The sequence below is a fragment of the Aequorivita sp. IT1183 genome (assembly GCF_058068265.1).
This window is the reverse complement of the sequence record NZ_JBYRHS010000003.1, coordinates 72,794-86,135: the sequence shown is the minus strand read 5'-3', so window position 1 is coordinate 86,135 and position 13,342 is coordinate 72,794. Positions and strand designations below refer to the sequence as shown.

Here is a 13,342-nt window from a genome sequence, read left to right as displayed (position 1 = left end):
TGAAAGGCCATTAAAGATATGTAAAAGTAGTAGATGAAATGTGGGTGTCCAAAAATATTTATTCGGCTAATTATCCGTGTATTGAATGGTGTTTGCTTAGGTCTTTCATCACTTCAGCTTCAAAGGAAAGAAGGTCGTTCCATTTTTGATCTACTTCTTTTCTGTCGCCGTATTGGCGGGCAAACCCAAGAAACATAGTATAATGATTTGCTTCGCTTACCATTAGTTTTCGGTAAAATTCTGCAAGTTCTTTATCTTCCAATTCTTCACTCAATAACCTGAAACGCTCGCAGCTGCGGGCTTCAATTAATGCTGCGTAAAGCAATCTATGAACAAGTTGTGTGGTTCTACTACCACCTTTTGGGAAGAATTGAATAATCTGCATAACATACTCATCTTTTCGGTCGCGGCCTAAAACCCAGCCGTTATCGATGATTCTGTCGTGCACCATTTTAAAATGACTTATTTCCTCTTTTACCAAAGCTATCATTTCCTGAATAAGATCTGTGTATTCTGGAAAGCTTACTATAAGCGAAACCGCAGTAGAAGCGGCTTTTTGCTCACACCAAGCGTGATCTGTAAGAATATCTTCTATGTTTTTTTCAACAATATTTACCCAGCGTGGGTCTGTGGGAAGTTTTAAGCCTAGCATTTTGATTTAGAATTTAGGATTTACGATTGCCGATTTTTGACTTTTTTGAAATTTGTTTTTTATTTGGAATTTTGTACTTGAAATTTGGATTTTTAATTTAAATATCCAAATCAAATTCCTTCCGCAATTTTTCAATCATGGGATTCATCTCTTTCATTTTATCAAATTTTTCGCGGGTAGTGTAAGCGTATTTTTTTTCCGAGGTTTCATTTACGATTATGTCCAGATCTATATTGTAATTCTGAAGTTTTTCGCGCAAATAACCAAGCAATTCGTACTTAGCACGTTCTACTTCGGTTTTTATAGTTTGGTTCGGAAATTCAAGGTGAATAATTGCACCATCTAATCTTGGAACGCCCATCGTTAAATGCGAAAGCAGGTTGAATTTACCGTCGCTTTCAACATCGGCGGTGTAATCCGTCCAAGCAGCTAGCATGGCTTCTTCAGTAAATTCGTTCACTGGAAGGTTTTCAGCGTCGGGTTGATTATCAGCCATTTCCTGCTTTATCTCTTGCTTTTTCTGAATGCTTTTTATGGAAAGGGCGGAAACTTTTTTGGCGTTTCGTTCCGCAAGAATTTGCGGACGCTCAATTACTTTTTGGGGTTCTCGGTTGTCTGTTTTCGGTTGTGTGTTTTCAGCGCTAAGTTCTTCCGAAGGTTCGCTCACATTATTTATAACTTTGGCATTCTGGTTACTGAGCGAATTCGAAGTATCGTTTTCAGTTTCTTCACCGTTACTGGGAGGAGCCGAAGTATCAGTTTGGCTCGGTTTAGGCACAGTACTGCCTGCAGAAGTTATTTTTTCTGAAGCAATATTTTCACTCTTAAAATAGGAGGGCGGTATTACGAAACGTTCGCCGTTATTGGAGTTTTTTTTTTCTCCCTGAAAAGTCAGAGAAGCAAGCTGCATTAAGCAAAGTTCGACCAGAAGCCGTTGGTTTTGGCTGTTTTTATATTTTAGATCGCAAGTATTTGCAATGTCTATTCCTTCAATTAAAAACGGCACATTGGTTTTCTGTGACTGTTCAAAATACATTGTTTTTACCTGCTCGCCAACTTCCAGTAAATTGATTGTTTCTTGGTTTTTACAAACCATTAAATCGCGGAAGTGGGAGGCAAGACCCATTATAAAATGATGCCCATCAAAACCTTTTGAAAGTATGTCGTTATAAGTAACTAATACCTGTGGAATGTTATTTTCTAACAACATATCTGTAATCTGAAAATACCAAGTGTAATCAAGTACATTCAGGTTTTCTGTAACTGCTTCGCGGGTAAGATTTTTTCCGGCGAAACTTACAACTCTATCAAAAATTGAAAGTGCATCGCGCAACGCACCATCTGCCTTTTGTGCAATAATGTGTAGTGCGTCGTCTTCGGCTTCAATATTTTCGGCCTTTGCAACTTCGGCTAAATGATCTTTTATATCACGAACACCAATTCGTCTAAAATCGAAAATCTGGCAACGAGAAAGTATAGTAGGAATTATTTTGTGTTTTTCGGTGGTTGCCAAGATAAAAATGGCGTGTTTGGGTGGTTCTTCCAAAGTTTTAAGAAATGCGTTGAAAGCCGCTGAGGACAACATATGCACCTCATCAATAATGTACACCTTGTATTTTCCAACTTGTGGCGGAATTCGAACTTGATCAATCAAATTTCGAATATCGTCTACCGAGTTATTTGATGCCGCATCTAATTCAAAAATGTTGAAAGCAAAATCTTCATCGTCTTTTTCGGTGCCATCTTGATTTATTTTTTTCGCTAAAATACGTGCGCAAGTTGTTTTGCCAACCCCTCGAGGTCCTGTAAAAAGTAAAGCTTGTGCGAGGTGGTTATTTTCTATGGCGTTTTCCAAAGTATTGGTAATGGCCTGTTGCCCAACAACATCTTTAAAAACGGCGGGGCGGTACTTTCTGGCAGATACAATGAAGTGTTCCATATTTTTAGTAGTCAGTATTAATTGATCAATAGTTAGTGACCGAATGATGTAATATTGACGTGGAAGCAAATATAAAGATGTACATCGGTTTTTAAAAAAATAGGCGTTCGTATTTTACCATATTTATTAACATTGGAGTACTTTTGCGCAGCAGGCCGCCTTATCGTCGAAATCCACGCTTTGGTGTGGATTTGGGAGGAAAGTCCGGACACCATAGGGAAGCATAGCGGCTAACGGCCGTCGGTCCCGAACTAGCTTCGGGATTAGGACAAGTGCAGCAGAAAGTATGTACAGGTAATGCTGTAGTGAAACCAGGTAAACTCTATGCGGTGAAATGTCACGTAAACCTGTGCCCCGAGTAATCGGGAAAGGGTTCCCGCCCGAGCAGGAGGGTAGACAGATTGAACGTGCGGGTAACTGTACGTCTAGATAAATGATAAGGTGCCGAACTTGTTTCGGTAACAGAACCCGGCTTATAGGCCTGCATTTTTTTTTAAATTCCTTTAAGCTTCTGCCAATTGTTGGACCATCCACATTTTTGCATCTTCTAATGATGTAAATGTTTTGAAGGGGGATTTGATGAAATACTTTTCGAAATTGGCAATTTGCAAAGAAGCATCACTTTTATATACAATAGCGATTGCCGTTAAATTAGGAAAGTTAGCATTATAAGCTTCTGTTGATAGGTTTCGGGAATAATCGTGTATGCGGTTTGAGATATAACCAAACATTTTTGAATTATAGAACTCCGAAGTTAGCTCATGAATTTCCATTACGTTTTGATCAATTAATGTAATTCCCTCTTTAAAGGTTGTAACTATAAAATCTTCGTAAAATTCAATTGTAACGAAATCGAGTTCAATTGTTTTTATTATTTGGTTTGCCATATTTTAAAGGTAGCCAAAAAAACTGAATACATTTCCCCCGTATTTACGGGCTTCCTTAAAGTTTTCAAGATGGGAAAGATTATTCATTTTTGAATGCTCAATTACTAACATGCCTTCCTCTTCTTCCAACATTTGTTTTTCAATGATAGTATTTACGATACTTTCTAATTTTGAAACATCAAAATCGTATGGTGGATCTGCGAAGATTACATCAAATTTACCTGAAGCTTTTTCAAGATATTTAAAAACATCAGATTTTATGGTGTTGATTGGAAATGAAAATTCTTCTGAAACCTTATTAATATATTGAACGCAGCCGTGATGTGCATCAACAGAGGTGATGTTAGTAACACCGCGCGATGCAAACTCGAAGCTAATATTTCCTGTACCAGAAAATAGATCTAAAACTGTAATTTCATCAAAAAAATAACGAACACGCAGAATATTAAAAAGTGCTTCTTTTGCAAAATCGGTAGTTGGTCGAACGGGCAGGTTTTTAGGTGCGGTTAGTCTTCTTCCTTTATATGTACCTGAAATTATTCGCATTAAAGAGCATTTTTTAAAATGAAATGATTGTGTGGTTGATCGTCGGCCAAACTTCTTTTGTTGTAAATATTTGAATCTAAAAATTCAAGATTGCGAATATAAGTATAAGCAATTTTGAAGTTTTCGTCGTTTTTTTCAATTTCGCCAAAAAGTATTACTGGAAGATTCTCTGGATTTAAATTAAGCTGCTCCATGCAGTAAAGCGTGTAATAGATGAAGTCTTCGGGAGTTTTATAACTATAGCTGTTGCAAAGTTGCAGTTCGCCATTTTTAAGAACAATACAATCGAAATTGTTTTTCTGAAAATGTAAAAACATTTTTGGTAGCGAATATTTTTCCTTTTCAAGAATTGTATTCAGCATAACAGTAATAGAATGGTAGTAATTAAATGAGCCGTACTTTTCGAAGAAAAAATTATTGATGTTCATAAAAGGAACATAAACCACGACGATGTCTTGGTTTTCAATAACATCTTGCGCCATATAATCGTTCGCCAATATTTTAGAGTTGAACTTTAAATATTCACTAGCCTTTGTTTCATCAAAGAGTGGGGCAGGTACTAAACTGTAAATAGGTGTAGCGTAAACAACGGAAACTTCAGCAAAAGTTGCGTTTAGCGCATCATTTTTAAACATAATGGATTCAATCTCCATTAGTAATTCCTCTGGCGTAGTGCTATGTTCCAGATTTTTCTCAATAAATAAAACGGGATCTACGCTTTCAGGATTTGATATCAAAAAAGAAAGCCCGTTCAAAGAAACTTGAACGGACAGTCTATTTTGTAAAGAATTAGATATGTTAATTGTTTTTTGCTGCATCGTAAATTTTAGGCCAGTTTCCGGTAGTATTAACCTCTTCCAAAGAGCCTACTTTTATATCCGGTCCGTTAACACCATCTACGGATTGTACCTGAACTTCCTGAGCCAAAAGATCTTTATCTAAATCTGCGAGTATAACTCTTTTTGAAACTTTCGATTCAAATACAGAATAGGTAGCATCGTTTTTCTCAATTTTTCCAACTTTCAACTCAAACTTAGCGTCAACTCCTTTAACAGGAACATTCATCATAGTTTTGTATCTGTCTGTGCCACCGTAAAGTGAATCTTTAACAAGTGTAAAGCCAAGTGTATCAATTAAGGATCTTTCTATGAAGTAACCTTCATCTATACCAAAAGCCTTGTTTTTTGCCACATCAGCATAACTAGTGTCGCGTCTTTGTGTTCTCGCGAATTTAGCAGTATCTAGGAATCTAACCAAACTGTCCCAGTCTCCGGTGAATTTTCCTGTAATTTCTTTGTGTGCAAGCTCTGCTGCTTGGATATCTTTCAAACTTTCAATTACTTTGGCGTAGCGCGCTTCTTTAACTTTGTTGAATTCTACCGGGCCCATAATAGAGCTCCATACTTGCCAGGCTAAAAACCCGATGGCAATCCAAAGAACAATCTGAATTCCTAATTTCATTATAGATATTGTTTAAGTGTTGATTTTAGTAAAAGGTCTATCGCAAATCTACAATTTTTTTTTGTTCGTAAAAGTATATTGCGAAAAAATCATACCTATCTTTAAACCCTTATTGACAGGAGCAAATGATGAATGTATCAGAATTTTACAGTTTTTTAAAAAATGATTTCCCACATAACACCACCGTAAAGCAGGATATTGCGCTTCAACTTTTAGCAAAATTCGTGCTAAGTCCGAGCAAAAATGAAACGTTTTTATTGAAAGGATACGCAGGAACCGGAAAAACCACAATTGTAGGTTCTTTGGTGAAAAATTTATCTAAAGTTAAAAAACGCTCCGTGCTTTTGGCACCCACGGGAAGAGCCGCAAAGGTAATTAGCAACTATTCTAACCAGAACGCTTTTACCATTCATAAAAAAATCTATTTTCCGAAGAGCGAAAAAGGCGCTGTTTCCTTCTCATTACAGCAAAACAAACACCGCGACACTATTTTTATAGTAGATGAAGCCTCGATGATTCCAGATATAAACCAAGATTCAAAATTGTTTGAAAATGGTTCATTGTTAGACGATTTGATGCAATACGTTTATAGTGGCAACAATTGTAAACTGCTATTAATTGGAGATTCTGCTCAGTTGCCACCCGTACATTTAGATATTAGTCCGGCTTTGGATGCTGCTTTGCTTGAAAATCAATACAATCGCGAAGTTATAAAGTTGGAACTCGATGAAGTGGTACGGCAGCAGAAGGATAGCGGTATTTTAGAAAATGCCACGAGAATCAGGGAATGTTTAGATAATGAACTTTATGAAGCCTTTAAATTTTCTGGAACCGATTTTCCAGATATTATTCGCCCAGTAGATGGTCAAGAAATTATGGACGCCATTAACGATAGCTATTCCGCACTAGGTAAGGAAGACACAGTAATTATTGTGCGTTCAAACAAAAGAGCAAACCTTTATAATCAGAGTATTCGCGAACGTATTCTTTTCCAGGAATCGGAACTTTCAGCGGGCGATTATTTAATGGTAGTGAAGAATAATTATTTTTGGGTAGATAATACGAGTGAAGCCGGATTTATTGCAAATGGCGATATAGTGGAGGTTTTGGAAATCTTCGCTTTTAAGGAGCTTTACGGTTTTCGTTTTGCGGAAGTGAAAATACGAATGGTAGATTATCCAGATATGAAGCCTTTGGAAACAGTGCTGCTTTTAGACACGCTAACTTCAGAAACTCCCTCACTTACTTATGACGATTCAAACAAATTGTACCAAGAAGTGATGAAGGATTACGCATCTGAAAAATCTAAGTATAAAAAGTTTTTAGCTGTTAAGAACAATAAATATTTTAACGCTCTTCAAGTGAAATTTAGTTACGCAATAACGTGTCATAAATCGCAAGGAGGGCAGTGGAACACAGTGTTTGTGGAGCAGCCATATTTACCCAATGGAGTAGATAAAGAATATCTGCGTTGGCTTTACACAGCAATAACTCGCGCCCGCGAAAAACTGTATTTAATAGGTTTTAAGGATGAATTTTTTGTTGAATAAATTTATAGTCTAATACCAACTAAGATATGGAAACTTTCAATATTATACTAAGTATTTTTCTCGGTGTCGGACTTGCCGCAGCAGTTGGTTTCCGAATTTTTTTACCCTTGCTAATTATGAGTTTGGCTGGTTATTACGATGTAATTCCATTAAACGAAAGCTGGCAATGGATTGGGAGCATTACTGCTGTAATTACGATGGGAGTGGCCACAATAGTTGAAATCTTCGGATATTATATTCCGTGGTTTGATAATTTGCTGGACACTATTGCATTGCCATTAGCAACTTTGGCAGGAACCGCAATAATGGTAGCAACGGTAACAGACTTAGACCCTGTAGCAACGTGGACTTTAGCAATAATCGCGGGCGGAGGAACTGCAGCAGCAATAAAAGGAAATACCTCGGCAGCCAGACTTGCTTCAAGCACCACTACTGGTGGCATTGCAAATCCAATTTTAACAACGGTAGAAACTGGTACTTCAATAGTAATGGCTGTAGCTTCCATCTTTGTGCCTATAATCGCTTTTGTATTAGTACTGTTTCTTTTTTTCATAATATTTAGATTTTATAAAAAGCTTCGTAAAAAAAGCACACCAAGAATATAATCTTCTTATTTTTGAATTCATTTTAAAAACTTCGACTTGAAAATAATAGCAATGATTCCCGCGCGTTACGGTGCGTCGCGTTTTCCCGGAAAATTGATGCAGGATTTAGCAGGTAAGCCTGTAATAGTTAGAACTTACGAAGCTGCAAAAGCCACTAATCTTTTTGATGAAGTTTACGTTGTAACAGATAGCGACGTGATTTTTCAGGAAATAGAAGCGCATGGCGGAAAAGCCATAATGAGCCTAAAAGAACACGATTGCGGTAGCGATCGGATTGCCGAAGCAGTTGAAAATATGGACGTAGACATTGTTGTTAACGTTCAGGGAGATGAACCATTTACAAGTCGAGAAGGGCTGGAAGAGGTACTGGCAGTATTTAATGAGCCAGACGCAGATAAAATTGATTTAGCCTCGCTAATGACCGAAATCCACGACTGGAAAGAAATAAGCGATCCCAATTGTGTAAAGGTTATTGTGGACAAAGATAATTATGCATTGTATTTTTCACGTTCACCTATTCCGTATCCACGTGATAAAAATGTGGCGCTGCAATATTACAAGCACAAAGGAATCTATGCTTTCCGTAAACAAGCCATAATGGATTTTTACCGTTTGCCAATGCGTTCTTTGGAAGCTGTAGAAAAAATTGAATGTATTCGTTATTTAGAATACGGAAAAAATATAAAGATGGCGGTTTCAAACACTACGGGTGTTGAAATAGATACCCCAGAAGATCTTGCGCGTGCAAATAAGATGCTTAAAGATAAAGAGAAGCAAACGGTTAATAATAAATTTAGAAACTTCCCAATGGTGCCTAAAGTGGTTTTTGGAGAAGGATGTTTTGACCAACTCAACACAATCATTTCTTCTCAAAAGCAGGAAAAAGCGCCATTTATATATTTAGTAGATGACGTTTTTAAGGAAAACACTGAATTCTTAGATAGAATTAATCTTCGCTTTAACGACAAGTTAATTTTCATTTCAGCTGAAGAAGAGCCTAAAACCTGCCAAGTAGATGAATTAGTAAAAAGTATAAAAGCTGAATTCACTTATATACCATCGGGTATAATAGGTATTGGTGGCGGAACCGTAATGGATATGGCAAAAGCTGTTTCCATTTTGCTAATAAATAAAGGGAGCGCAGCAGATTATCAAGGCTGGGATTTAGTGAAACAAAAAGCAGTATTTCACGTAGGGATACCAACTATTTCCGGAACTGGAGCCGAAGTTTCCAGAACTACGGTTTTAACTGGTCCTATTCGCAAACTGGGCATAAATAGTGATTTCACACCTTTTGATCAAGTTTTACTCGATCCCGAACTTACCAAGGGTGTTCCAAAAAATCAATGGTTTTACACGGGGATGGATTGTTTTATTCATTGTGTGGAATCTTTAAATGGAACATTTTTGAATGCGTTCAGTCAGAGTTATGGCGAAAAAGCATACGATCTTTGTATGGAGATATTTCTTGGCGATACCCTTACGGAAGAAGAGTCGCGCGCCAAATTAATGATGGCTTCGTGGCACGGCGGAATGAGCATTGCATACTCGCAAGTTGGCGTAGCACACGCTATGAGTTATGGTTTGGGTTATGTATTGGGAACCAAGCACGGGATTGGTAATTGTATTGTTTTTGAATATTTAGAAGAATTTTATCCGAAAGATGTTAAGTTATTCAGGCAAATGGTAGCCAAGCATGGGGTTGAAATTCCGCAGGGCATCTGTAAAAATTTAACTGAAGAACAAATGCAAACAATGATTACTGTTGCTTTGGGAATGGTTCCACTTTGGGAAAATGCCCTCGGAAGCGATTGGGAAAGCATTATTACCCCAGCAAAATTAAGGGAAATGTACTTAAAGATGTAGTAACCCTAAAACTGTTATGGGCTTAACAAAATTTATTTTCGAAAAATTAATGGGGTGGAAAATTGAAGGTGCATTTGATCCTTCAGTTAAAAAAGCAGTTATAATTGTGGTTCCGCACACAAGTTGGCACGATTTCTATCTCGGATTATTTACCCGGAGAATTACTAAAATTCAAATTAATTATATTGCCAAAAAAGAACTTTTTATCTGGCCTATCGGTTGGTACTTTCGTTGGACGGGAGGCGTTAAAATAGATAGAACACCCGGACAAAATAAAGTAGAAGCTATTGCTGAAATTTTTAAAAAAAACGACGAATTTCGACTGGCACTCTCGCCCGAAGGCACAAGAAAAAAGGTAGCCATTTGGAAAACGGGATACTACTATATGGCCATAGCCGCCAATGTGCCAATAATTTGTGTTGCATTTAATTATCAAACAAAAAGAATAATTATAGACAAACCATTTTATCCTACGGGCAACATAGATGAAGACACACCCAAACTGCGCTCATTCTTCGAAGGAGTTGTTGGGAAGAATAAGCACTATTCATAGTTCTATTTTGTTAAAAAACCACTAGCGCTATCTCTTGTAAATAGTTGATAATCAAATAGCTGATGTTAAAAATTAGTTAAGCATTGCTAAAATTGTTTCAATTTTAAAATCTTAGGCTTAAATATGTATAAAAAACTAAATTAATTATGAAAAAATTAAAACTAATAATTCCTGTGCTAGCTCTTGGACTAGCGGTAATGTCCTGTTCAGATTCTGACGATCCAGGAAGTGGTGAACCATTGCCAAATACTGTATTTGCAAATGTTTATGCCACTAGCAATTTAAACAATGCTATACTTGCTTATGATTTTACGGCAAATGGTCTTCAGTTAAGATCATTTACGACATCTTCAGTAGACAATGAAGGTATTTTTTACAACAAGGATACAGACGAGCTTTTTGTGAATTCAAGATCACAATCTGTTATAAACTCGTATAATAATATTGACGAGACTGCTACTGGTAGCCCTTTAAACCTTTTTCTCTCAAGTGATACAGTACTAGAAAGTCCACGAGATATTGCGGTGAAAGATAATTTCTACATAGTTTCAGATAATGAAGATGTTGATGGTAATCCAGATATTGCAGATGGAAGATTTTTCATCTTTACTCGCGATAATTCAGGTTATACGCTTCGGAATATAGTAACTGTTGATTATGCAGTTTGGGGAATACAGCTTATTGGTAACGACCTTTACACAGTCGTTGATAAAACAGGTGATGTAGCTGTTTTGAAAAACTTCATTACTACTTATACAACCAATGTAACAGCAACTCCGAATAAGCAAATTACTATTGAAGGAATTACCCGTACCCACGGAATAACTGAAGATGGAGGTTTTGTTATACTAACAGATATTGGTGATGCATCAAACGAAAGCGATGGTGGTTTTCAATTCATTAACAACTTCGTTTCAAAATTTGATGCGACACCAAATGGTGGTACAATGGCATTCGCTGGTAATCAAGTGAGAGTTTCTGGTTCGTTAACTGGTCTTGGTAACCCAGTTGCAGTAGAATATGAGAGTGCAGATAATTCAGTGTTTATTGCAGAGCGCGCTAATGATGGTGGTAAAATTTTATTTTTCTACAACGTTGGAGCAGGCGGTAATTTGACGCCAGATTTAAGCTCTCCATTTCCTGGAGCGTCGTCACTATGTTATATTGACAGATAAAAAGTACAGTTTCAATAAAAAAAGCCACCCGAAAAGGTGGCTTTTTTTATTGAAATTCAATTTGGTTTATTCCTCCTCAGAAGATTCTTCCATGGTGTGATATACGTTCTGCACATCGTCATCTTCCTCTATTTTTTCCAATAGTTTATCAACGTCTGCGGCCTGTTCTTCAGTTAATTTTTTTGTAACCTGCGGAATACGTTCAAAACCGGATGATAAAATCTCTATTTTATTTTCTTCCAAATAAGACTGAATAGCGCCAAAACTCTCAAAAGGGCCGTAGATTAAAATTCCATCTTCATCTTCAAAAATTTCGTCAACGCCGTGGTCTATTAATTCGAGTTCTAATTCTTCAATATCTAAACCTTCAGGATTTATTCTGAAATTACACGTATGGTCGAACATAAAAGAAACTGAACCAGAAGTTCCCATGCTGCCATCACATTTATTGAAGTAACTCCGAACATTTGCTACTGTACGCGTATTATTGTCTGTAGCAGTTTCAATTAAAATAGCGATTCCGTGGGGTGCGTAGCCTTCAAAAAGCACTTCTTTATAATCGCCCAGACTTTTATCGCTGGCACGCTTTATAGCACGCTCTACGTTGTCTTTAGGCATATTTATAGCCTTGGCGTTTTGGATGACTGCACGAAGTCTTGAATTAGCATCTGGATCTGGACCGCCTTCTTTCACGGCCATCACAATATCTTTTCCAATGCGAGTAAAAGCTTTAGACATTGCTGACCAACGCTTCATTTTTCTTGCTTTTCTGAATTCAAAAGCTCTTCCCATACTATTATTATATAATGTTATTGATTATTTTCTGTTCTTAAAAAGAAGGTTCAAATATAAAAAAATCCAAACGCCAAAACCCAAGTTACAAAATCTAACTTTCAGAATATTTCCATTTTTAATTTTTAGTACTATCCTATTAGGTCGTCGATGATCTTCGCCAACTCAAAATCCTTTTCAGTAACACCGTCTGCATCGTGTGTGGAAAGATAGATTTCTAATGAATTATAAACATTGCTCCACTCCGGATGATGCTGTAATTTTTCTGCTTCGAAAGCAATTCGGGTCATTGCGGAAAAGGCTTCTTTAAAATCATCGAATTCGAATATAGTGTGTAAGGCACCTTCGTGATAATCCCAACCTTCAAATTCTTTCAATTTTTCATTTATTACTTTTTCTGATAAAGCTTTCATATTTTTAGATTTTAGATATTAAACATTGATCATTTTATAGACATAATCTCTTCATTTAAGCTGCATTCTTCAATTACTTGTGCTACAGTAATTTGGTAAGATTTCGGCAGTGTATTTTTCTTCGGAAGAATTGCTTCGTATCGGTCTTCATTACTGCTAAATACACTTTTAAAGATAGGCATTTTATCACCAATTTTCGAAGTGATTTCTCTGAAAAGATCTTCGTGATGCACCATGTCATTTGTCGCCAAATGATAAATTCCGTGTAGCGATTGATTGATTATAAAATGAATTTGTTGGCACACTTTATTCATGGTTGTTGTGCTAATAACCAAATTAGGAAATACTTCAAAAGTAGCTTGGTGGCGAATGCATTGTCTTAAATGCAGAATTCTGGGTGAGTTAATTCCAAGAACCATGGGTAATCTTAAAATTGCAGTTTGTTGTGGTATGGTTTCTAATAATAATTTTTCGACTGAAATTTTAAATTTTCCTGAAATTGTTTTAGACAGTGGAACATCGTTTTCATAAGATGGAAGGTTATATTTTCCATTAAAAATTTCGGAAGAAGAAATATAAAGTACAGAACAAGTAGCATTTAGTAATGCGTAATTCACAATTTGCTGATGTGCCTCAAACAAACTTTTAGAATCTCCGCTTATTGCCGAAATTATAACCGTTGGTTGAATTTTATTCAGCAATAAAAACATAGAATCTTCTTCCACAGAGTAGTTATGAAAGACTTGATTTTCTGAAAAAGCCCCGTACTGTTTACAATATGTACAGTGAATATCAAAATAGGAGAGTAGCTCTTTATAGATGGCGTGGCCAATAAAACCACTACCTCCCAAAATTAAAATCCGTTGCTTTTCTTCTCTTTTGATCATTTAAATCTTTTCCGAA

14 protein-coding genes and 1 other RNA gene are annotated in these 13,342 nt (G+C 36.6%); 6 read left to right on the top strand and 9 right to left on the bottom strand.

Annotated features, from left to right (window positions below):
* Window positions 1–70 precede the first annotated feature (70 nt).
* Both AC3RVF_RS06030 and AC3RVF_RS06025 read right to left on the bottom strand, forming a co-directional pair.
* Complete coding sequence (locus AC3RVF_RS06030; protein WP_489689841.1) at window positions 71–652, bottom strand: MiaE family protein; 582 nt, start codon at window positions 650–652, stop codon at window positions 71–73.
* A gap of 97 nt (window positions 653–749) precedes the next feature.
* A complete protein-coding gene (locus AC3RVF_RS06025; RefSeq protein ID WP_489692983.1) occupies window positions 750–2,591 on the bottom strand; it encodes a DNA polymerase III subunit gamma/tau in 1,842 nt (613 codons plus the stop codon).
* A 147-nt stretch (window positions 2,592–2,738) separates the two neighbouring features.
* Between AC3RVF_RS06025 and rnpB the strand changes: the two genes are divergently transcribed.
* Window positions 2,739–3,083: RNase P RNA component class A (rnpB, locus tag AC3RVF_RS06020), an RNA gene on the top strand.
* A gap of 11 nt (window positions 3,084–3,094) precedes the next feature.
* Here rnpB and AC3RVF_RS06015 read toward each other — a convergent pair.
* From AC3RVF_RS06015 to AC3RVF_RS06000, 4 genes are read right to left on the bottom strand one after another with little or no spacing between them, the layout of a single operon-like run.
* Window positions 3,095–3,478 carry a hypothetical protein gene (locus AC3RVF_RS06015; RefSeq protein WP_489692982.1) on the bottom strand — a complete coding sequence of 128 codons (384 nt, stop codon included), beginning with the start codon at window positions 3,476–3,478 and terminating at the stop codon, window positions 3,095–3,097.
* A gap of 3 nt (window positions 3,479–3,481) precedes the next feature.
* Window positions 3,482–4,024: an RsmD family RNA methyltransferase gene (locus tag AC3RVF_RS06010; protein WP_489689844.1), complete on the bottom strand. Its 543-nt coding sequence runs from the start codon at window positions 4,022–4,024 to the stop codon at window positions 3,482–3,484.
* A complete protein-coding gene (locus AC3RVF_RS06005; RefSeq protein ID WP_489689845.1) occupies window positions 4,024–4,842 on the bottom strand; it encodes a DUF3822 family protein in 819 nt (272 codons plus the stop codon). Before AC3RVF_RS06005 ends, AC3RVF_RS06010 begins: the two co-directional genes overlap by 1 nt.
* Window positions 4,823–5,485 carry a hypothetical protein gene (locus AC3RVF_RS06000; protein WP_489689846.1) on the bottom strand — a complete coding sequence of 221 codons (663 nt, stop codon included), beginning with the start codon at window positions 5,483–5,485 and terminating at the stop codon, window positions 4,823–4,825. Before AC3RVF_RS06000 ends, AC3RVF_RS06005 begins: the two co-directional genes overlap by 20 nt.
* Window positions 5,486–5,613: 128 nt before the next feature.
* Between AC3RVF_RS06000 and AC3RVF_RS05995 the strand changes: the two genes are divergently transcribed.
* The 5 genes from AC3RVF_RS05995 to AC3RVF_RS05975 all read left to right on the top strand — a co-directional run bounded on the left by AC3RVF_RS05995 (window position 5,614) and on the right by AC3RVF_RS05975 (window position 11,234).
* A complete protein-coding gene (locus AC3RVF_RS05995) occupies window positions 5,614–7,035 on the top strand; it encodes an ATP-dependent DNA helicase (RefSeq protein WP_489690125.1) in 1,422 nt (473 codons plus the stop codon).
* 26 nt (window positions 7,036–7,061) lie between these two features.
* On the top strand, window positions 7,062–7,640 hold the full coding sequence (locus tag AC3RVF_RS05990) for a DUF4126 domain-containing protein (protein ID WP_489692981.1): 579 nt from the start codon (window positions 7,062–7,064) through the stop codon (window positions 7,638–7,640).
* 51 nt (window positions 7,641–7,691) lie between these two features.
* The gene (gene kdsB / locus AC3RVF_RS05985) at window positions 7,692–9,506 is read left to right on the top strand and encodes a 3-deoxy-manno-octulosonate cytidylyltransferase (protein WP_489690126.1); all 1,815 of its coding nucleotides are present in this window, start codon (window positions 7,692–7,694) and stop codon (window positions 9,504–9,506) included.
* Window positions 9,507–9,522: 16 nt separating this feature from the next.
* Complete coding sequence (locus AC3RVF_RS05980; RefSeq protein ID WP_489689848.1) at window positions 9,523–10,059, top strand: 1-acyl-sn-glycerol-3-phosphate acyltransferase; 537 nt, start codon at window positions 9,523–9,525, stop codon at window positions 10,057–10,059.
* Between the two features lie 146 nt (window positions 10,060–10,205).
* Window positions 10,206–11,234 carry a hypothetical protein gene (locus AC3RVF_RS05975; RefSeq protein WP_489689849.1) on the top strand — a complete coding sequence of 343 codons (1,029 nt, stop codon included), beginning with the start codon at window positions 10,206–10,208 and terminating at the stop codon, window positions 11,232–11,234.
* A gap of 66 nt (window positions 11,235–11,300) precedes the next feature.
* On the opposite strand, the gene AC3RVF_RS05970 is transcribed toward AC3RVF_RS05975, so the two are convergent.
* The 3 genes from AC3RVF_RS05970 to AC3RVF_RS05960 all read right to left on the bottom strand — a co-directional run bounded on the left by AC3RVF_RS05970 (window position 11,301) and on the right by AC3RVF_RS05960 (window position 13,326).
* Window positions 11,301–12,026, bottom strand: coding sequence for a YebC/PmpR family DNA-binding transcriptional regulator (locus AC3RVF_RS05970; RefSeq protein WP_489689850.1), 726 nt, complete (start codon window positions 12,024–12,026; stop codon window positions 11,301–11,303).
* 131 nt (window positions 12,027–12,157) lie between these two features.
* A complete protein-coding gene (locus AC3RVF_RS05965; protein WP_489689851.1) occupies window positions 12,158–12,439 on the bottom strand; it encodes a 4a-hydroxytetrahydrobiopterin dehydratase in 282 nt (93 codons plus the stop codon).
* Between the two features lie 29 nt (window positions 12,440–12,468).
* Complete coding sequence (locus AC3RVF_RS05960) at window positions 12,469–13,326, bottom strand: sugar nucleotide-binding protein (protein WP_489689852.1); 858 nt, start codon at window positions 13,324–13,326, stop codon at window positions 12,469–12,471.
* Window positions 13,327–13,342 lie beyond the last annotated feature (16 nt).